Annotated in this window: 18 protein-coding genes; 10 read left to right on the top strand and 8 right to left on the bottom strand. The window is 67.9% G+C overall.

Features of this window, described 5'->3' with window-relative positions:
* Nucleotides 1–10: 10 nt before the first annotated feature.
* The 4 genes from DB31_RS34050 to DB31_RS34065 form a co-directional block, all read right to left on the bottom strand.
* Entirely contained in the window at nucleotides 11–400 is a 390-nt protein-coding gene (locus DB31_RS34050) for a PilZ domain-containing protein (RefSeq protein ID WP_240487009.1), read from the bottom strand.
* The gene (locus DB31_RS34055) at nucleotides 397–1,227 is read right to left on the bottom strand and encodes a purine-nucleoside phosphorylase (protein WP_044195839.1); all 831 of its coding nucleotides are present in this window, start codon (nucleotides 1,225–1,227) and stop codon (nucleotides 397–399) included. The genes DB31_RS34050 and DB31_RS34055 overlap by 4 nt, the downstream gene beginning before the upstream one ends.
* Nucleotides 1,228–1,332: 105 nt before the next feature.
* Nucleotides 1,333–2,220 (bottom strand): hypothetical protein, encoded by an 888-nt coding sequence (locus DB31_RS34060; protein ID WP_044195840.1) that lies wholly within the window; start codon nucleotides 2,218–2,220, stop codon nucleotides 1,333–1,335.
* A gap of 94 nt (nucleotides 2,221–2,314) precedes the next feature.
* A complete protein-coding gene (locus tag DB31_RS34065) occupies nucleotides 2,315–3,619 on the bottom strand; it encodes a thymidine phosphorylase (RefSeq protein ID WP_044196060.1) in 1,305 nt (434 codons plus the stop codon).
* Nucleotides 3,620–3,678: 59 nt separating this feature from the next.
* On the opposite strand from DB31_RS34065, the gene DB31_RS34070 reads away from it, so the two are divergent.
* The 5 genes from DB31_RS34070 (at nucleotide 3,679) to DB31_RS34090 (ending at nucleotide 9,279) form a co-directional block, all read left to right on the top strand.
* Nucleotides 3,679–4,902, top strand: coding sequence for a BMP family lipoprotein (locus DB31_RS34070; protein WP_044195844.1), 1,224 nt, complete (start codon nucleotides 3,679–3,681; stop codon nucleotides 4,900–4,902).
* A 53-nt stretch (nucleotides 4,903–4,955) separates the two neighbouring features.
* Nucleotides 4,956–6,413: an ABC transporter ATP-binding protein gene (locus DB31_RS34075; protein ID WP_075306360.1), complete on the top strand. Its 1,458-nt coding sequence runs from the start codon at nucleotides 4,956–4,958 to the stop codon at nucleotides 6,411–6,413.
* Complete coding sequence (locus DB31_RS34080) at nucleotides 6,406–7,518, top strand: ABC transporter permease (RefSeq protein ID WP_044195847.1); 1,113 nt, start codon at nucleotides 6,406–6,408, stop codon at nucleotides 7,516–7,518. The genes DB31_RS34075 and DB31_RS34080 overlap by 8 nt, the downstream gene beginning before the upstream one ends.
* Complete coding sequence (locus tag DB31_RS34085; RefSeq protein WP_044195851.1) at nucleotides 7,511–8,440, top strand: ABC transporter permease; 930 nt, start codon at nucleotides 7,511–7,513, stop codon at nucleotides 8,438–8,440. The genes DB31_RS34080 and DB31_RS34085 overlap by 8 nt, the downstream gene beginning before the upstream one ends.
* A 281-nt stretch (nucleotides 8,441–8,721) precedes the next feature.
* A complete protein-coding gene (locus DB31_RS34090) occupies nucleotides 8,722–9,279 on the top strand; it encodes an ATP-binding protein (protein ID WP_044195856.1) in 558 nt (185 codons plus the stop codon).
* Nucleotides 9,280–9,296: 17 nt separating this feature from the next.
* Here the strand turns inward: DB31_RS34090 and DB31_RS34095 are convergent, their stop codons facing one another.
* The 4 genes from DB31_RS34095 to deoC all read right to left on the bottom strand — a co-directional run bounded on the left by DB31_RS34095 (nucleotide 9,297) and on the right by deoC (nucleotide 13,197).
* Nucleotides 9,297–9,971, bottom strand: coding sequence for a hypothetical protein (locus DB31_RS34095; protein ID WP_205628619.1), 675 nt, complete (start codon nucleotides 9,969–9,971; stop codon nucleotides 9,297–9,299).
* A 67-nt stretch (nucleotides 9,972–10,038) separates the two neighbouring features.
* Entirely contained in the window at nucleotides 10,039–11,793 is a 1,755-nt protein-coding gene (locus DB31_RS34100; RefSeq protein WP_044195857.1) for a phospho-sugar mutase, read from the bottom strand.
* A gap of 48 nt (nucleotides 11,794–11,841) precedes the next feature.
* Nucleotides 11,842–12,234 (bottom strand): TraR/DksA family transcriptional regulator, encoded by a 393-nt coding sequence (locus DB31_RS34105; RefSeq protein ID WP_157232308.1) that lies wholly within the window; start codon nucleotides 12,232–12,234, stop codon nucleotides 11,842–11,844.
* Nucleotides 12,235–12,258: 24 nt separating this feature from the next.
* Entirely contained in the window at nucleotides 12,259–13,197 is a 939-nt protein-coding gene (deoC, locus tag DB31_RS34110; RefSeq protein WP_476702767.1) for a deoxyribose-phosphate aldolase, read from the bottom strand.
* A 111-nt stretch (nucleotides 13,198–13,308) separates the two neighbouring features.
* Here deoC and DB31_RS34115 point away from each other — a divergent pair, with 111 nt between their 5' ends.
* The 5 genes from DB31_RS34115 (at nucleotide 13,309) to DB31_RS50865 (ending at nucleotide 19,068) form a co-directional block, all read left to right on the top strand.
* Entirely contained in the window at nucleotides 13,309–14,583 is a 1,275-nt protein-coding gene (locus DB31_RS34115; RefSeq protein ID WP_044195860.1) for a ComEC/Rec2 family competence protein, read from the top strand.
* Nucleotides 14,580–15,929 carry a ComEC/Rec2 family competence protein gene (locus DB31_RS34120; RefSeq protein ID WP_044195864.1) on the top strand — a complete coding sequence of 450 codons (1,350 nt, stop codon included), beginning with the start codon at nucleotides 14,580–14,582 and terminating at the stop codon, nucleotides 15,927–15,929. The genes DB31_RS34115 and DB31_RS34120 overlap by 4 nt, the downstream gene beginning before the upstream one ends.
* Before the next feature lie 9 nt (nucleotides 15,930–15,938).
* Entirely contained in the window at nucleotides 15,939–16,178 is a 240-nt protein-coding gene (locus tag DB31_RS34125; RefSeq protein WP_044195867.1) for a DUF3006 domain-containing protein, read from the top strand.
* Nucleotides 16,179–16,316: 138 nt separating this feature from the next.
* Entirely contained in the window at nucleotides 16,317–17,738 is a 1,422-nt protein-coding gene (locus tag DB31_RS48255; RefSeq protein ID WP_044195870.1) for a hypothetical protein, read from the top strand.
* 466 nt (nucleotides 17,739–18,204) lie between these two features.
* Nucleotides 18,205–19,068 carry a hypothetical protein gene (locus tag DB31_RS50865; protein WP_240487010.1) on the top strand — a complete coding sequence of 288 codons (864 nt, stop codon included), beginning with the start codon at nucleotides 18,205–18,207 and terminating at the stop codon, nucleotides 19,066–19,068.
* The last annotated feature ends 4 nt before the right edge of the window (nucleotides 19,069–19,072 follow it).

Genomic DNA, 19,072 nt, shown 5'->3' on the forward strand with positions numbered 1-19,072 from the left:
TCCCTCCTGCTCAGCGTTTCGGTGCACCCAGCGCCGTCTGGTCCAGGTGGCGCGCAATGGACAGTTCCACCTCGACGGGCAAATCCAAGAAGCGGACCCGCGTGGCGCCGCTCTGCAAGGCCTCGGGGGTGGTGAGCACCTCGCCACGCACCTTCAGTTCGTCCGTCAGGTTGGGCAGGCGAAAGCGCACCTCCAGCGCCGTGCCCGGCTCCAGCGCCGTGCCCTTGAAGGCACAGCCGCCCAGGGAGAGGTCTCCCTCGCGGGGCTCGTAGGACGCGTCGCTCCCGGCCTTCCGCACCAGGAAGTTCATGGGCACTCGGGGCGAGTCCCGCCGCTCCTCGCTCTGGGGTCCCTTGGAATCGTTCCGCTCCGCCATCGCTGTCGAATCCTTGTTGCTCACGCGCGTGCCACCACAGGAAGAAAGTCCGTCAGCAGCCGCGAGAAGATACCCGCCACCCGGTTCGCCGTCTCGGCCACTTCTTCATGAGTCAGGGGCTTGTCTCCCACACCGGCCGCCAGGTTGGTGATGCAGCTGATCCCCACCACGGGGACGCTCATGTGGCTGGCGGCCACTACCTCGGGCACGGTGCTCATGCCCACCGCGTCCGCCCCCAACGTCCGGAACATGCGGATCTCCGCTGGCGTCTCGTACGAGGGACCCGACACCATGACATAGACCCCCTGCCGCAGGAGCACCTGGGTTCGCTGGGCGGACTGGAGCAGAAGCTCCCGGAGCGAGGGAGCATAAGCCCGGCTCATGTCCGGAAAGCGAGGACCCAGCCGGTCATCATTGGGGCCCGTCAGCGCGTTCCAACCCGACAGGTTGAGGTGGTCGGTGATGGCCATCAGGTCGCCCGGGGCGAACTGGGAGTTGATGCCGCCCGCGGCGTTGGTCACCACGAGTCCCCGGATGCCGAGCGCGCACAGCACGCGGGCCGGGAAGGCGACCTGCACGGAGGAGTACCCCTCATAGGAGTGGACGCGGCCCTGCATGGCGACCACGGGCTCGCCGCCCACCAGCCCCAGCACGAGCCGGCCCGCGTGACCGGGCACCGACGAGTGGGGGAAGTGCGGCAGCTCGGCATAAGGGATGACGACCTTGCGCTCGAAGCTGTCGGCGAAGGCCCCCAGCCCGCTGCCGAGGATGATGCCAACCCGAGGCGTTAGCCCCCCGGCCCGCTGGCGGATGGCCTGAACCGTCTCCTGGACCTGCTCGTAGAGTCCCATTCCGGCGGCATCATATATGCCGCCGGGCTCAGGGCGAGGCACTGGAACGCTCGACCGCCAGTTCTGGACGTCCGGGCGGTTTCTTTGCACCCGAGGCGGACCCGCTCAGATGTTCCAGCGGATCATGCCCTGGAGCACGTTCTCGGTCTTACCGGTGATGAGGTACCGGTTGAAGGCGAGCTGGTACTCGAAGCCGGCGTAGAGCTTGGCCGGGGTGAAGCCGATGGGCTTGCCGAAGTCCCAAAGCAGCTGGGGCTGGGACAGGAAGAACCGGTTGCCCTTCTGGCCCGCGAAGTTGCCCACGCCCTCGCCCTCGCCGAACAGGCCCGTCTGGAAGAAGCCGCCGAAGATGAAGTCCTGGCTGGCGATCGAGAACGACTTCTGCCACGCCGCGCCCACCTGGAAGTCGATGCCCTTGAACACGCTGTCGTCACGGATGACCGTGGTCACCGTCACGAAGTCGAAGAACGGCTGCTTCAGGCTCCACTGCAGACCGTAGTAGTTCAGCATGCCGAACTTGGAGACGTGCTCCATCTCGTACTTGATCTCCAGGTCCGCGATGGGGCCCCAGTTGAACTCGCGGCCGGCGATCTTCTCGCCGATCTTCTTGGGGGACACCGTCGTGGTGATGCCGCCGAAGAAGCCGCCGCGCTCGTTGGCGCGATCCTCCTCACCCTTGGTCTTGGAGTTGGCACCGTTCCAGGGGCCCGTGATGTCGTAGTACAGGAACATCGTCCCGTACTCCCAGGCCTGGAACGCCTTGATCGACAGGAGGGTGCGCGCGGCCCGGCCGTTGAAGTCGTCGTTGAAGCAGTCCACGGCGCCGCGGTAGCGGCCGTAGAGGATCTCCTGGCCCGCGGGACGCTTCACGTTGTCCTCTTTGCCCGTCCAACATGGGGCGTGGAGAACCTCGAACCACACGCCCGCATGGGCATTGATCGGCGAGAGAAAGACGGCGACGAGCGTAGCGAGGAACAGAAGATTGCGAGTCATGAGTCACCCCTCCCAGGTGGCGCGAGGGATCTCGCACGAGACCCGCCACGTCATCAAGCACTCATGACACGTATCAGGATTTCCTCTAACCGCTCTACTCCAGCCGCTCCACGATGAGCGGCCGAGGCGCCGGAGCCTGCGGGCCGAAGCGGTACGCCGCCAACAGCCGCGCCTTCACGTCCTGGAGGGGGCCCGCGTCATTATAGTGCACGCGCACCACCGGCTCGCCTGCCTTCACCGGCTCGCCCACCTTGCGCAGCAGCGTGAAGCCCACCGCTGGATCAATCCGGCTGTCCACCCGCTGCCGTCCCGCCCCCAGCGCCACCGCCGCCAGCCCCACCGCCTCCGTGTCGATGCCCGTGACGAAACCGTCACCTGGCGCCAGCACGTCCGCCGTGGCCTTCGCCTGCGGCAACCGGCTGTAGTCATCAATGGCGAGCGGATCGCCGCCCTGCACCTGGACAATCTCCTTGAGCTTGCGCAGCGCGCTCCCGTCGTCCATGGCGCGCTGCAACAACTGCCGCGCCTGAGCCTCGTTCGCCGCCTTGCCGCCGAGCACGAGCATCTCCGCCGTGAGCGCCAGCGTCACCTCGGTGTAGTCCGCCGGTGCCTTGCCCCGGAGCATGTCCACCGCCTCAATCACTTCGAGGGCGTTGCCCACCGCGCGTCCCAGCGGCTGATCCATGTCCGTGATGAGCGCCGTCACCTTGCGCTTCATCTGCGTGCCGATGCCGATCATCGTCCGGGCCAGGGCGCGCGAGTCCTCCAAGCGCTTCATGAAGGCGCCACTGCCCGTCTTCACGTCCAGCACGAGCGCGTCGATGCCCTCCGCCAGCTTCTTGCTCATGATGGAGCTGGCGATCAGCGGCAAGCAGTCCACCGTGGCCGTCACATCCCGGAGCGCGTAGAGCTTCTTGTCCGCGGGAGCCAGCGTGGCCGTCTGCCCGATGAGGCAGGCCCCCACATCCCGCACGAGCCGCCGGTAGTCCGCCACCGAGAGGTCCACCTTGAAGCCAGGGATGGACTCCAGCTTGTCCAGGGTCCCGCCCGTGTGCCCCAGGCCCCGGCCGGAGATCATCGGCACGGGCACGCCACAGGCCGCCGCCAGCGGCGCCAGGCTCAGGGAGACCTTGTCCCCCACTCCACCCGTGGAGTGCTTGTCCACCTTGATGCCGGGCGTCTCGGAAAGGTCGAGCACCTCGCCAGACTCGAGCATGGCCTGTGTCCAGGCGCCCAGCTCCACGGGGTTGAGCCCCTTGAAGAAGACGGCCATGCACATGGCGGACATCTGGTAGTCCGGCACGTCACCGCGGGTATAGGCGGCAATGAACTCGCGGATGGAGTCCGGATCCAACTCCCGGCCATCCCGCTTGGCTTTGATGAGTTCGTAGGGTCTCACGCTTGGGGCCATAGCCTACCCCTTCCATCGGGTCCATCATCTGGTAGATACGCCTTCCCATGACCCGAACCCTCCGCCTCTCTGCCCTGGCCCTTGCAGCGCTCCTCGGCGCCTGTAAGAAGGAAGAACCCCCTCCGGCTGCCCCGGCGACGCCCCCCGCCCAGCAGCAGCAGCCCCAGGCGGAGGCCAAGCCCGCAGAGCCCCCGAAGGCCAAGACCCACAAGATTGGCCTCGTGGTGGACCTGGGCGGCCGTGGCGACCACTCCTTCAATGACGCAGCGCTCCGTGGCCTGGAGACCTGGGCGGCCGGCAAGAAGTACGAGGGCGGCCAGTACGTCGCCGCCTCCCCCGAGGAGATCAAGGCGTCCATCACCTCGGACCTGACCAACCTGCAGCCCCCCATCACCCCGCAGCCCATCGAGCCGCAGGTGATCCAGAGCAAGTCCCCCGAGGACTATGAGCCCAACCTGCAGCTGCTCGTGGACCAGGGCGTGGACCTGACCATCGGCAACGGCTTCCTGCTGGAGCCCGCAGTGGAGACGGTGGCCAAGGCCAACCCGAACGCCAAGTTCCTCCTGGTGGACAGCGTGCTGCTGGACGCGGAGAACAAGCCGTACAGCCTGCCCAACGTCCGCACCGTCACCTTCAAGGAGAACGAGGGCAGCTTCCTCGTGGGCGCGCTGGCGGGTCTGGTCTCGAAGACGGGCAAGGTGGGCTTCGTGGGCGGCATGGAGGTGCCCATCATCAAGAAGTTCGAGGCGGGCTACCGCGCGGGCGTGAAGACCACCAACCCCAAGGCCGAGACGGGGCTGATGGCCGTCTACACCGGCAGCTTCAACAACGTGGCCGCCGGCAAGCAGGTGGCGCAGGACCTCATCAAGAAGGGCGCGGACGTCATCTTCCAGGCGGCCGGCGCGGACGGCCTGGGCGTCATCCAGGCGGTGAAGGAGGCCAAGGCGGCCGGTAAGAATGTCTACGTCATCGGCGTGGACTCGGATCAGTCGCACGTGGCGCCCGAGGTGGTGCTCACCTCCATGCTCAAGCACCTGGATCTGGCCATCTACACCGCGTCGCGCGACCTGGCCGAGGGCAAGTTCGCCGCCGGTGACGTGACGCTGGGCCTGAAGGAGGGCGGCGTGGGCTACGCCGACGTCCGCGTGGACTTCCCGGGCAAGGCCGAGGCCCTCCAGAAGGTGGAGGCCCTGCGCCAGCGCGTCATCTCCGGTGAGATCCAGGTCCCCGCTTCCAAGGAAGAGCTCTCCTCCTTCAAAGCCACGCCCTGATCTCCCTTCGTCACATCTCCAAGCGGTTCGGCGGCGTCCAGGCGCTGGATGACGTGTCCCTCGACATCGGTGCGGGCGAATTGCTCGCGCTGGTGGGCGAGAACGGCGCGGGCAAGTCCAGCCTGATGAACGTCCTCTATGGGCTCTACCACCCAGACGAGGGCGACATCGTCCTGGACGGCAAGCCGATCCGATTCAAGAGCCCCCGGGACGCCATCGCCCGGGGGATCGGCATGGTGCATCAGCACTTCATGCTGGTGCCCACGCTCACCGTGGTCGAGAACGTGGTGCTCGGCCGCGAGCCCCAGCGGTGGGGGCGGTTGGACTTGGAGCGCGCCTACTCCGAGGTCTCCGCCACCTGCCAGCGCTTCGGCTTCCAGTTGGATCTGCGGGCCCGGGTGGACACGCTCACGGTGGGCTCGCAGCAGAAGGTGGAGATCGTCAAGGCGCTCCACCGGGGCGCGAAGGTGCTCATCCTCGACGAGCCCACTGCCGTGCTCACGCCCCAGGAGTCCGAGGACTTGTTCCGCGTGGCCCGCGGGCTGAAGGACCAGGGGCACACCGTGGTCTTCATCAGCCACAAGCTGCGCGAGGTGCTCAGCGTGGCCGAGCGCATCGCCGTGATGCGGCGCGGCAAGCTCGTGGCCGAGGTGAAGGCGAAGGAGACCACCGCCAGCGAGCTGGCCAACCTGATGGTCGGCGACGCGCGCACGGGGCCCGCCGTGGTGGAGCCCTACCACCCGCCCACGGGCGCGGTGGTGCTGTCGGCCAGGGACCTGAAGGTGGGCGTGGAGGATGGGAGCACGGCGCTCAACGGCGTGACGCTCGATGTGCACGCGGGCGAAATTGTCGGCATCGCCGGAGTGGACGGCAACGGGCAGCGGGAGCTGGCCGAGGTGCTCACCGGCCTGCGCAAGCTGGGGTCCGGAGAGGGCTCGCTGCTGGGCAAGCCTCTGGCGAACCTGAACCCGCACGAGGCCCGGCGGCGCGGGGTGAGCCACGTGCCCGAGGACCGGCTGCGTCGCGCGGTGGTGAAGGGCATGAGCGTGGAGGAGAACGTGGCGCTCGGCCGGCAGGGGCTGCCGCCCTTCGCCAAGGGCCCGTGGCTGGACTTCAAGGGCCGCCGCGAGCGAACGAAGAAGCTGCTAGGCGCGTACGACGTACGGCCTCCGGATCCGCTGCTGGCCGTGCAGGCGCTCTCGGGCGGCAACCAGCAGAAGGTGGTGGTGGCGCGCGAGCTGGACGCCGAGCCCAAGTTCCTGGTGGTGGTGCAGCCCACGCGCGGCCTGGACATCAGCGCGGTGGCCCAGGTGCACTCCCGGCTGCGCGAGGAGCGAGCCCGAGGCGTGGGCGTGCTGCTCATCTCCCTGGATCTGGAGGAAGTGCTGACCCTGTCGGATCGCATCTATGTGCTCTTCGAGGGCCGCGTGACAGGAACCTTCACCCGGCCCGAGTTCGACGAGCGGGAGATTGGCCGGCGCATGCTGGGAGCGGGAGCGGGCCATGAGTGAGCGCCTGCGCTCGGCAGTACCGTCGATTCTCTCCGTGCTCCTCGCGCTGGTGGTGTGCTGGGTGGCCATCGCCCTCACGCGCGACCTGAGCACCGCGGCGGAGGCCTACCTCCAGATGCTCTATGGAGGCATCGGCCAGATCCCCAAGTACCTGGAGACCGGGAGCGGCGCGCTCCTGGCCCGCCCACTGGGCGAGTCCGCAGGCAAGGCGGCCCTGCTGATCCTCACGGGCCTGTCGGTGGCGGTGGCGTTCAAGGCCGGTCTCTTCAACATCGGCGCGCAGGGGCAGATGGTGGTGGGCGCCCTGGCGTCGGCGGTGGTGGGCGCGCAGATCGCCCTGCCCTCCGTCGTGCACATTCCCCTGGCCATCCTGGCCGCCGCGGTGACGGGAGCGGCGTGGGCCCTCATCGCTGCGGCACTCAAGCTGTGGCGCGGCGTCCATGAAGTCATCTCCACCATCATGCTCAACTGGGTCGCGGTGAGCTTGGTGGACAACTGGCTCGCGGTGGGCCCGCTGCGCGCGGTGGCCAGCGGCGGCCACTCGGTGGCGGGCACAGCGGAGATCCACCCCACGGCTCAGTTTCCCCGGCTGCTGGCGGACATCTCCCGGCTCAACCTGGGCTTCCCGGTGGCGCTGGCCGTGGCTCTGTTCGTCTGGCTGTGGCTCACCCGGACGCGGCGTGGCTTCGAGACGCAGGCGGCTGGACTGGGCCCCGACGCGGCTCGGGCTGCGGGCATCTCCGTGAAGCAGCGCGCGGCCGAGGCCATGGCGCTCTCCGGCGCGCTGGCGGGCATGGCGGGCGCCGTGCTCGTGCTCGGCACCGAGTACCGCTACCCCGGCTCGCTCGCGGCGCCGTACGGCTTCGACGGCATCGCCATCTCGCTCATCGGCAACAACAACCCGCTGGGAGTGACGATCACCGCGATCTTCTTCGGAATCCTCCGCGCTGGCGGCACGCGCATGCAACTGCTGGGCGTCCACAAGAGCTTCCCCGAGCTCATCCAGGGCCTGGCGCTGCTCTTCGTGGCGGGCCGGCTGGTGTGGCTGACGCTGCTGCGGAAGCGCAAATCCCAGCCCGCCTCCACCGAGGTGCCCCGTGCTTGAGATTCTCGAGGCGCTCCTCTTCTCCACCCTGGACGCGGCCCCCGCGCTCATCTTCGCCACCCTCGGAGGCGTGCTCTCCGAGCGCGCGGGAGTGGTGAACGTCGGCGTGGAAGGCCAGATGCGCGCCGGGGCTTTCGTCGCCGCCGTGGCTGCCCTCTCCATGCCCACGCCCCTGGCTGTCATCGTGGGGATGGTGGCGGGCGCGGCGCTGGCCTCCGTGCACGGCTACCTGAGCATCCGCTGGCGCTCGGATCAGGTCGTCTCTGGCATGGCCATCAACCTGGTGGCGCTCGCCGGGGGCACCTTCCTCCTCGAGGCCCTGTTCAGCCCCAACGGAACCCCGCCCATCGAGCAGCTCCCGCGCTGGCAGCTGCCGCTGATCCAGGACATCCCCCTGCTGCGGGCCCTCTCCGACCACCCCGGGCTGGCGTACCTCGCGCTGGTGCTGCCCTTCGTCTTCCACGCCGTGCTCCACCACACCCCGATCGGCCTGCGCCTGCGCGCCGTGGGCGAGAAGCCTCACGCCGTGGCCACCCTGGGCCTGAGCGTGCCGCTGCTGCGCTGGGGCGCGGTGCTCGGAGGCGGCCTGCTGGCGGGCCTGGGCGGCGCGGTGCTCTCGACTGCCGTGCTGGATCGCTTCGAGCAGCACACCCCTGCGGGCCTCGGCTTCATGGCCCTGGCCGCCATGGTGTTCGGCCGGTGGACGCCCCTGGGCGCCTTCGGAGCCGCCTCCTTCTTCGCCTTCGGCAACGCCCTGCGCATCGGCCTGGCCTCCAGCGCCCCCGAGATTCTGGATGTCATCCCCCAAGGCTTCCTGCTCGCCCTGCCCTACTTCCTGACGCTGCTCCTGCTGGCCATCCAGGGCCAACGCAGCAGTGCTCCTGCGGCGCTCGGCACCCCCTATGAGCAGGAGTCCCGCTAGCCCCACCTGCCAGTGAGGGGTCAAAATCACCCGGGTCAGGTTTGACCAGGATTCAAGATTGACCCACCTCTTCCTGGCTCTCCGGCCTCGTGCTCTCTGGGTGGGGGCTCCAGCCCCCAATGTAAGTCCTCGACATTGTTGATGAAAAAAACCAGCCTCTCGCGAAACGTGAAAACCCGTTGGACCGCGAATGTAGGCACGCATCTAGCAGGTCAAATTATGCAGTAGGGAACTTCTCCTGCCCGGCTACCCATGAGGTGGCTCTCGGTGGAGGTCGCGAGATGATGTTGACGCCGGCGAAGACGGAGACCGCGCTCAAGACCGTGGCGGTGGAGCCTGTATCCCCCCAGGCTTCCCCGGCGCTGCAGAGCGAGGTGGGACTCACCAGCATCCTCTCCGCCTACCTCCGCGAGACGCTGCCGCTGGACCTGAGCGAGCTGGCACAGGACGTCGTCGCGCAGATGCTCACCGAGGGCCGGCTGGACGGCGTGGACATCCACTACCACCTGCCGGAGGAGCGGGTGTCGGTGGAGCTGCCCCGGCTGCAGTTCGCGGAGATCCTCGAGCAGATGGTGACGGCGGCGGCGGGCGCGATGAAGGCGCTGACGAACCGCACCCACGTGCTGCGCGTCATTGTCGAGGACGCGGATCCGTTCGGGGACTTTGGCCCGCGGCTGCGAGTGCAGGACACGGGCGCCAGCGTCATCGTCGAGGACGCGCTGCAGGAGGCCATCGAGCGGGCGGAGACGCTGGGCGCCAAGCTGACGGTGAAGAACCGGCCCATGGGCGGCAACATCTTCACCGTGGAACTGCCGGCCGAGCAGATCCGGTCCTGGTAACGAACCGGGCGTAGCGGCTAGAAGCGCCAGCCCACGCCCATCAAAGCTTCGAGCGTGAAGTACGCGTCGCTGCGTCCGCGGCGGCCCGCGTCCGGGAAGAGGGAGGGCCCCATCCGGACGTTGAAGTTCACCTCCAGGTTGCGGTCGATGAAGTACTCCAGCCCTCCGCCCACGAGCAGGGGGAAGACGGGGCCTCCGCCCGAACCGAAGTAGACGTGGAACGGAACATCCACCCCGAGGTTGAGCATGATGGCGCTGCCCACGGGAATCCCAGCCACGAGCGACACCGGCAGCGCCAACCCCACCTGGGTGCCCCCCTCATGAAAGTAGAAGATCGGCCCCGGCTGGAAGACGAGCGCCAGCGAGGCCTCCTGCATGCGCGCGAGCATCAGCCGCACCCAGGCCTGGAGCTTGATGCCGGGCTCCACCACCTCGACGAGGCCTTCTTGGCCCCAGTTGAAGGTGAACTTGCCGCCGAGATCGAGCTTGGACGTACTGCCGTGGAGCACGCCCACGGAGAGGCCCGGCCAGCCGATCTGGGCGGAGAGGACGTTCTGGTTGGCGCCCACGGTGTCACCCGCGAGCAGGGACCAGCCCTGTCCGCGGCCGTAGGAGCCCTCTTCGTCCTGCGCGAGCGCGGCCGTGGAGGCGAGGACCCAGCAGAGGAAGAACCCAGGGACGAGACGCTTCACAACGCAACCTCGGGAAAGGGCCGCGCGGCACGCGACCGGTGGGAAAGCATGCACCGCAGGAGAAGACTCAGGCAGGCTGCCCGCGATCACGCGCGAGTGCCACGAAGGCCTCCATGAGCGTCTGGAGCCGCGCCTCGGCCCGCGTGCGCGCCTGGGCCACGGACTCTCCAGCGGTCAGCGTCTCCTTCAGCTCGAAGTAGTACTTGATCTTGGGCTCGGTGCCCGAGGGCCGCAGGGTGACACGGTGGCCGCCCTCCAGCTCGTAGGCGATAACATTCGAGGCTGGCAGGGTGATGGGCTCGACCTTGCCGCCCGAGCGGGTCTCGCGCTTCTGGTAGTCCTTGGTGCTGCGGACGGCGTAGGCACCGATGCGCTCGGGGTGGGACTGGCGGAAGCCCTCCATGATGCGCGCGATGGTCTGCGCGCCCTCGGCGCCCTTGAAGGTGAAGTTGCGCTGGCCTCCGACGAAGAGGCCGTGCTTGCGCTGGATCTCCTCCAGGTAGCCAAGCACCGTCGTCCTGCGCGACTGGCACCACGCTGCCAGGTCCGCGAACACCAGCGCCGCGCTGATGCCGTCCTTGTCGCGCACCACGGTGCCCACCGTATAGCCGAGCGCCTCTTCGTAGCCGAAGACGAACTGGATGTTCTCGCTGCGCTCGCGTTCCAGCGCGCGGTTGGCGATCCACTTGAAGCCGGTGAGCACCTCGTCATACGCGGCGCCGAGGTCATGGGCGATCTGCCCGAGCTGCACCGAGGAGACAATCGTGGTGGCCACGTGAGGCCGGGCCCGCTTCGTGCCCTGGGTGAGGAGGTAGTGGCCCAGCAGCACGCCCACCTCGTTGCCGGTGAGCATGCGCAGTGAGCCCTGCGCGTCCCGCGTCATCACCGCGAGCCGGTCCGCATCCGGATCATTGGCGAGCACCAGCTCCGCCTTCTGGCGCTCGGCGGCGGCGGTGGACAGGTCCATCGCGCCAGGCTCCTCCGGGTTGGGGAAGCGCACCGTGGGGAAGGTGCCATCCGGCTGCTGCTGCTCGGCCACGACATGGAAGCGCGGAAAGCCCGCCGCCTTCATCGCCTTCTCCATCCACACGCCACCCACGCCATGCATCGCCGTGTAGACGATGGACAGCGTGTCCGAGCCCTTCCCGTACATCCGCAGTCCGAGGATGGCCTTCAGGTAGGCCTCACCAATGTCCTCGGAGAGATCCTTCCAGAGGCCCTTGGCACGGGCCTCGGCGGGGCTGAGCAGCTTCACCTGGTTGGCGGGCTCGACCGCGTCGATGGCGGCGGCAATGCCCTTGTCGTGCGGCGGGATGATCTGCGCGCCGTTGCCCCAGTAGACCTTGTAGCCGTTGTACTCGGGCGGGTTGTGGCTCGCGGTGACCATCACCGCTGCGGCGGCCTTCAGGTGCAGCGCGGCGAACGCCGTCAGCGGCGTGGGCGCCAACGTGGTGAACACCAGCGCCGGAATGCCCTCGGCGGCGAGCACGCCGGCAGTGTCCTCGGCGAACTCGGCGCTCATCCGCCGGCCATCGCGGCCCACCACCACGCCCCGGGTGGCGACGTCCGGCACCTGGGCCTTGAGGTAGCGCGCCAGCCCCGCCGTGGTGCGGCGCACCACCGCCCGGTTCATCCGGTTGGGCCCCGCGCCAATCACTCCGCGCAGGCCCGCCGTGCCGAACTCCAGATTGCCCGCGAAGCGGTCGGCCAGATCCGCCGTGTCCTCGCTGGCGAGCACGTTCGCCAGTTCCTGCGCAGTAACGGAGTCCGGATCCGCCTTGCGCCACGCTTCTGCCTGCTCCCTCAGCCCGGTGTTGCTCATGTCCCGCCTCCTCGTCCCCTTGGCTCCGGGGTGCCCCGCGTGACGCGTTCAGGTGTAGTCGGTGAGCTTCTTGCGCGTGGGGCCGCCCTTGGGCTTGTCCTTCTTGCCCTGGCACTCCACGCAGTACTCCACATAGGGCATGGCCTTGAGCCGGCGGTACGGCAGCTCGTCGCCACACTCCTCGCACTCGCCGAAGCTGTCCGGATCGTTGCGCAGCTTGCCCAGCGCCTTCACCACCCGCGCCAGCACGCCGTCCATGTTCCGGTTCCGGCTGGACGCAATCGCCTGCATCATCTCGTTGAGCGGCTGCTCGTCCTCGTCGCCGCCCACCTTGCTGTCATCCGTCCGGTTCGGCTCGATCTTCGCTGGCGTCTTGCCGGTCAGCTCGGCATGCAGCGCCAGCAACAGCTGGCGCATCTCGTCTCGCTGGGCGTCCGTCACCGCGCTCCCCCGAGGTGGCTAGGGTCAGTACTTCCCGGTCGACTTCTGGCCGGTGATGATGGCCACGGAGGCCGAGGCACCGATGCGGTTGGCGCCCGCCTGGATCATCTTCATCGCGTCCTCGGCCGAGCGCACGCCACCCGAGGCCTTCACGCCCACGTCGTCACCCACCACCTTGCGCATCAGCGCGATGTCCTCGGCGGTGGCGCCTCCGGAGCTGAAGCCCGTGGACGTCTTCACGAAGGCAGCCCCGGCAGCCTTGGAGAGCGCGCAGGCGCAGATCTTCTCCTCAAGGTTGAGCTGGCTCGTCTCCAGGATGACCTTGACCGGGTGCGGGCGGCTGGCCTCCACCACCATGGAGATGTCCTTGAGCACCAGCGCGTAGTCCTTCGCCTTCAGCGCGCCGATGTTGATCACCATGTCGATTTCCTTCGCGCCGCAGCGGATGGCCTCACGGGCCTCGAAGGCCTTGGCGCTGGGCAGCGCCGCCCCGAGCGGGAAGCCCACCACGGCGATGGGCACCGTCTTGGAGCCCGCCAGAATCCGGGCCGCCAGCGCCACGTTCACCGAGTTCACGCACACCGTGGCGAACCCGTGCTTCCGGGCCTCCTCGGACAGCTTGATGACCTCTTCGCGGCTGGCCTCGGGCTTGAGCAGCGTGTGGTCGATGTATGGGGCGATGTCCGCGCTGGTCCGGATGGACTCCGGAGAGATACGGGCCGCGCCGGCCTTCACCGCGCCCACGGTGCCGCAGCTGTCCACGTTCGGGCACACGTCGCACGAAGGCGCACATTCCTTGGAGGCCATAGCGTCCCCCGGCTTGCTGGCGCCAGTGGCCTCGCGGGCGGAGGGCCCGGGCGAGGTGGTGCAGGGCTGCTCCTTGCCTGCTCGGAGGGCTTGCATCCTACGGCGGACACGGTCAGCGATCTCGTCGACGACTTGGGTCATCTCGTCAGCGGCCATGGAGCCGGATGTAGCCCAGAAGGGGGTCCCTCGGGAAGCATTCGGACAAGGGCAGCTTGGGTGCTTGCCGAGTGCCGCACAGGGGGTGGCAGGCGCTAGAGTCTCCCTGTGATGTCCTTCCCCCGGCTGCTCAGCGTCCTCCTCGTCCTCCTCACGGCCTTCTCCAGCGGGGCGCAGCCTGCCCCCGCTCGCCCGGCCCCGGGTAAACCGCTCACGGTGTATTTCTTCGATGTGGGCCAGGGCGACGCGGCGCTCATCGTCTCGCCCACGGGCAAGACGGTGCTCATCGACGGAGGGCCGCCGGAGGCTGGGGAGCACCTGGCGTCCCGGATCAAGCAGCTCGTCCACGCGCCACTGGACCTGGTCATCCTCACGCATCCGCACCTGGACCACCTCGGGAGCCTGAGGGATGCGCTGCAGGCGGTGGGGGCCAAGCGCTTCATGGATCCGGGCTTTGACCACCCAAGCGAGGCCTATCGGAACCTGCTCGAGTTCGTGGGCAAAGAGGTGGACCAGGTGATGACGCCCGAGCCGAATCCGCAGGCCCCGGACACGTTCCTCACGGTGGGGCTCGGAGAGGGCGTGGTGCTCACGGTGTACTGGCCTCGCTTCCCGCGCGAGCCGTTCCTGAAGAACACGCGCTCGGATGCGAACTCCAACTCGATCGTGACGCGGCTCACCTATGGCAAGACGGCGTTCTTCTTCACGGGAGACAGTGAGAAGGACACCGAGGAGGCTCTGCTGCGCCAGCGCACGGACTTCACCTCCACTGTGCTGAAGGTGGCGCACCACGGCGGGAAGCACTCCTCCACGAAAGAGTTCCTGGAGGCGGTGAAGCCCAAGGCCGCCGTCATCTCCTGCAGCCATGACAACGAGTACGGCCACCCCACTGCGGAGGCGCTCGAGCGGCTGTCCGCCGTGGGCGCCAAGGTGTTCCGCACGGACCTGAACGGCGAAGTCCAGGCCGTGAGCGATGGCGTCAACGTCACCCTCCAGGCCGAGAAGGGCAGCCGCTCGAAGCTCACCGTTCCGGGCGAGGTGAAGCCGCTGGGGTCGAGTTCCAGCCCTGCTCCCGCGGCCGCCCCCACCCCGAAGCCCACTGGGGGCGCTGCCGCCACGCAGCCTCCGAACAAGCCCGGCGGTGAGACGGTGCAGACCGGGTACAAGCCTCCCGTCTCGGCTCCGGCGCCCGCTCCTGCTCCCAACAAGGCTCAGGCACCTGCTCCCTCGGCCGGTCAGAAGTTCGTGAGCCTCAAGGGCAGCGCGGTCTTCCACCGGGAGGACTGCGGCACCCTCAAGCGGGCGAAGACAAAGGAGCGCACGGTGTACACATCCCGCGCCACCGCCGCGCGCGAGCGCCGGCCCGCGGAGGACTGCAAGCCATGAGCTCGCGCCTGTGGCCCTTGCTGGCCCTGCTGTTGGCCGCCGCGTGCAAGGAGCCTCCTCCGGCCCCGCCCGCGCCGCCGCCGGCCACGCGCCCCGCCGCTCCGAAGCACTTTTTGGGCAACGCGCCGGACGGGAAGCTCCACATCTACTTCCTCGACGTGGGCCAAGGAGACTCCGCGCTCATCGTCTCGCCCGAGGGGCGCACCGTCCTCGTCGACACGGGCCCGGCCACGGCGGTGAACCACCTGGTGAACCGGCTGCCGGAGCTGCTCGCCGCGCGGCTGGATCTGGTGGTCCTCACCCACCCGTCGCCCGAACACTACGGCACGCTGAGCGCGGTGCAGAAGATCGCGGATCCGCGCCGGCTGCTCGAGCCGCAGCTGCCCGAGACGCCCTCGGATTACGACGCCCTGCTCACGACGCTGGGCTCGTCGGGAGTGGAGATCTTCTCGCCCGCGCCCAACCCGGCCCAGCCTCAGGAGCTGACGCGCCTACCGCTGGGCAAGGGGGCGGAGCTGACGGTCCTGTGGCCGCGTGCGCCCACCGAGCCCTTGGTGCAGCTGCAGGGGGAGAAGCGCGCGCAGCATGAGGCCAACTCTATCGTCCTGCGCCTGACCTATGGGAAGACCTCGGTGCTCTTCGTGGGCGACGCTCGCGCTGAGACGGAGGCCGCGCTGCTGAAGCGTGGGGCGGAGCTGAACTCCACGCTCCTGAAGGTGGGTGGGCATGGGGCGGACTCGAGTACCACCCAGGAGTTCCTCCGGAAGGTGAAGCCGCAGGCGGCCATCATCAGCGTGGGCGGAGGCAACAAGCTCGGGGTTCCGGCGCAGGCCGTGCTGACCCGGCTGAAGGAGGAGAAGACGGCCCTCTTCCGCACCGATCAATACGGCGAGGTGCACGCGATGAGTGATGGCACGCAGTTCGTGCTCACCACGCAGAAGCTCGCGCCGGGCGAGGCCACCAACACCCAGCATGTCTTCGATGCCCCGGAGGAGCAGGCGCTGCAGGTTCCGACGCCTTCCGTACCCGTGGCCGAGAAGCCAGAGCCGAAGGTGGTGCCCGCGAAGGCCGTCGTCCCCAAGGCGAAGGAGGGCGAGGACCTCTCGCGGTTCGGCAAGGTGGTGGACATCGACACGCTGGGCGCCAAGGAGCACGGAGGCCGCCCGGAGAAGAAAGGGGCCCCAGCGGGAGGCGAGAAGTACTTCGCCAGCAAGAATCGGCCGATTTTCCACAAAGCGAGCTGCCGCAGCGTCAAACAGATCTCCGATGCGAACCTGCGTGAGTACAGCTCGCGCGAAGCTGCGCTAAAGGACAACAAGACGCCCGCCAACGACTGCAGGCCATGAGGATCGCCCATGCGTAAGGCCACCGTGGACCGCTTCGAGGAAGAGCTGGCCGTGCTCATCGTCGACGGGCAGCAGGTGACCTGGCCCCGCGCCAACCTGCCTGCGGAGGTGCACGAGGGTGACGTGATCGATCTCGACACGGGGACGATCGACACGGAGGCCACCTCGGAGCTGCGCGAGCAGGTGCGGCAGGCCCGGAAGCAGGCGAAGAAGAAGAAGCCCGCGCCCACAGGCAACTTCGACCTCTGACGGGCGACTCCCTGGCAGGTTCGCTGCGTGCTCCTAAACCCCGAGGGCGGCATGGACACAGCGAGCCGAGGCCGCTGAAGCGGGGCCAGATCCGCGGGGTTCTTCTGACCGTGTCAGCAGGGTGTGAGGCTGGACCTCATGCCCCGTCTTCTGTCCCTGGCGTTGCTTCTGACGCTGTCCACCTTCTTACTGGGCAGCGACTGCGGCGAGCATGAAGCCGTCTCGTTGGAGGAGCTGCGCCGGGACGTAGCGCCTCCCTTCGACTACAGCCTGTACTGCGACCCGTCGGGGACGCTGGTGGGAGACCGCTCCGCCGTGCTGTTGGTGCACCGCTCGGAGCACCTGGAGCGGGTGTACGCGGATGCACAAGCGGGTGATGCCAGGGCCCGGACGGTGTTCGCCCAGTTGGAGAGTGCGGTCCGGCTGAGAGGAGCAGGTCTGGCGAATGAGGCACTGGGGTTCACATGTGCCACGGCTCCCGCGTGCGCGCTGCAGTGGCACTTCCAGGAGGAGCTGATCCCCTCGCGCCAGGCCGGAGGCACGCGCCTGCGGGAGCTTCTGGCCGCCAGCTTCGAGCGCCAAGCAAAGCTCAAGGGCGTCAGCAACGCCGTCCTCAACGCAGCGCTGAACGTGCTGGTGGCTGGCACCGTACTGAAGCCAGGTGCAGGGGGAGCCGCAGAGGCCAAAGCCGCGACAGCCGAGGCCCGAGCCAGCTCACAGGAGGCGGGACAGCTGTCCCGCGAAGCCACCCTCGGACGGCAGCTCATGCCAAGCCATGAGGCACGCACGGCCGTCGACGAAACCGCGGCAGCGTTTGAAGCCCGGTTCGCCGAGGCAGAGGCGATAGAGCGAGGCCCCCGGTACTCGGTCCGCGTGGAGGAACTCGAACGCTACCGCCCTGCCTACAGCCAGCCTCCCTCAGGTGTACCGGCAGATCATCCGCGCTGGAGCCGATACGTGACGTACTGGGAGCGCCGGTACGACGAACTCACGGGCAAACGGCCACTCCCTCCGGGCGAGTCAGAAGCCAAGCTGCCGTTGACGTGGAGGGGCTACGACGCCCTGCTCGGACGATTCCAACGCGCTCGGGAGTTCCAGCACGGAGTGACACAGGCCATGCAGCAGGAGGCTCGCGCAGCGGGTAGAGGACAGTTCCTGCCCCAGGAAATGAAACGCCCCCTGGTGGTGGACAACCTGGGTCTGGCGCGTGGAGAAGGAGCCCCCATCACCTACGCGGACCAGTTCGTGGTGGATGAAGCCACCCTGGGCCCTGGTAAGCGCCCCCAGGTTCACACCTACAGTACCAAGCAGCACGACTTCTCTGGGAAGCGACCAGCAGACGCCTCGAAGCAGTTCCTGTCCGATGCCCAAGAAGCCATGACGAAGTATGGCGGAACAGTCGAAGTGCGCAGACGCGGTCACCCACTCTTCGGGCAGAAGGTCGTCGTCTCGCGGGTACACATCGTCTATGACGGAGAGAAGCTCGCTGGTGAAATCCGAGAAGCACTTTTTGAGCAAGCACAGGCCTCAGGAGTCGAACTCCACTTCCATGTCCCTTGATGACTGGAACAAGTCTGACGACCTCATGCTGGGTCTCCACTCTCCGCTCAACCCGTTTGAGCGCGGCTTCGAGGGGCTGGAGCCTGTGCTGGAGGCCATCGAGTCCCTTGCTCCGGAGATGCGCCCAGACACACTGGTCTTTCGGCGCAAGCGGAAGTACTCGCGGCAGGCGCTGCGTCAGCATTTCCACGAAACAGCCTTCGGCGACGATGTCCAAAGCCTGATGATGGTGCGGTCCAAGCCACCCGAAAGCAGGCTGACACTGACAGGCGCGCTGCGCGAGCACGGCCCCGAATTCTCCGTGTCATTTCATTTGAGCCCCTTTTCCTTCTTCCGGGCTCCTGGCCATGCGGAGAAACGCGCAGAGGCTCTTCTGTCGTTCGTGCGCGCCCTGGCCACGCACCTTCCCCTCTCTCTAGGCAGAGGGCACAGCTTCGTTGATCTCTGCATGGGGCCAGACCCCCACATGAAGGACAGGAGCCCCAGCCGCCCCATCCACGAGATCTTCTGGCTCAACGTCTTCGGGCCGCACCTCGTAGACAGGTTTGGCCGCCAGCGACTGCTCTCCACGCCCTGCGCCCATATGGAGGAGCTGCCCGGCGGTGCGTTCCTCTGGCTCACCCGCCCGACTCCCGCGGACTTCGACTCCGAGGAGGCCCGGCTCGCGCAGGCCCGTGCCTTGGTCCACTTGCGCCCCGAGCTCAGTCTGGAATCCACGCTTGCCACCCTGCGCCAGCGCTCCCTCGTCTTCACTCCCATCCCCATCCAATTCCACCCGGACGTGGCGGAGATCCTCTCGCAGGAAGTGGACTTCCGAGGCCTCTGGACCAAGCGCCAGAACGTCGAGCAGTTCAACCAGTACCGCCCTCCGCCTGTGTCCGAGTGGATCCCCGCCTCGCAGTGCCCTCCTCCAGATGTGGACGACGTCGCCAAGCGCATCGCCACCTACAGGAACATCTGCGCCGAGGAACTCATCGCCCTCTTCCACACGCCGGTCCCCGCGCTCTTGGACGGTACCCTCGACGCGCTGCCCCACCTGGACTGGTACCTGTGGCACCACCGCTGGGGGAAGAACCACACCCAGGATCAGCTCAACACCCTCCTCCCCGCGCTGGGAGGATGGCTCGGATACCAACTGGTAAACCTGCTCGGCGGCCGCTGGGTTCCTCGAAAGAATGTTTTCGAGTCCGCCGTCATCATCGGCGACCGGGCCTGGCTGCCGTTCCAGCGCGCGGCTCATGCCCTCAGCGGGCTCGATGCGCCGCTCGACTACTCGTGCACCCAGTTCTTCCGCGAGGCCCAGCGCTTCTCCCGCCAGCACACCCACTGAAGCT

Origin of the sequence: Hyalangium minutum, from assembly GCF_000737315.1 — a bacterium.
GTDB lineage: Bacteria > Myxococcota > Myxococcia > Myxococcales > Myxococcaceae > Hyalangium > Hyalangium minutum.

Excerpts from the sequence above, each read along its gene's own strand:
- DB31_RS34055 (WP_044195839.1), bottom strand. The coding sequence starts at position 1,227 with ATGGGACTCTACGAGCAGGTCCAGGAGACGGTTCAGGCCATCCGCCAG.
- DB31_RS34060 (WP_044195840.1), bottom strand. The coding sequence starts at position 2,220 with ATGACTCGCAATCTTCTGTTCCTCGCTACGCTCGTCGCCGTCTTTCTC.
- DB31_RS34070 (WP_044195844.1), top strand. The coding sequence starts at position 3,679 with ATGACCCGAACCCTCCGCCTCTCTGCCCTGGCCCTTGCAGCGCTCCTC.
- DB31_RS34080 (WP_044195847.1), top strand. The coding sequence starts at position 6,406 with ATGAGTGAGCGCCTGCGCTCGGCAGTACCGTCGATTCTCTCCGTGCTC.
- DB31_RS34090 (WP_044195856.1), top strand. The coding sequence starts at position 8,722 with ATGATGTTGACGCCGGCGAAGACGGAGACCGCGCTCAAGACCGTGGCG.
- DB31_RS34100 (WP_044195857.1), bottom strand. The coding sequence starts at position 11,793 with ATGAGCAACACCGGGCTGAGGGAGCAGGCAGAAGCGTGGCGCAAGGCG.
- deoC (WP_476702767.1), bottom strand. The coding sequence starts at position 13,197 with ATGGCCGCTGACGAGATGACCCAAGTCGTCGACGAGATCGCTGACCGT.
- DB31_RS34115 (WP_044195860.1), top strand. The coding sequence starts at position 13,309 with ATGTCCTTCCCCCGGCTGCTCAGCGTCCTCCTCGTCCTCCTCACGGCC.
- DB31_RS34120 (WP_044195864.1), top strand. The coding sequence starts at position 14,580 with ATGAGCTCGCGCCTGTGGCCCTTGCTGGCCCTGCTGTTGGCCGCCGCG.
- DB31_RS34125 (WP_044195867.1), top strand. The coding sequence starts at position 15,939 with ATGCGTAAGGCCACCGTGGACCGCTTCGAGGAAGAGCTGGCCGTGCTC.
- DB31_RS48255 (WP_044195870.1), top strand. The coding sequence starts at position 16,317 with ATGCCCCGTCTTCTGTCCCTGGCGTTGCTTCTGACGCTGTCCACCTTC.
- DB31_RS50865 (WP_240487010.1), top strand. The coding sequence starts at position 18,205 with ATGAAGGACAGGAGCCCCAGCCGCCCCATCCACGAGATCTTCTGGCTC.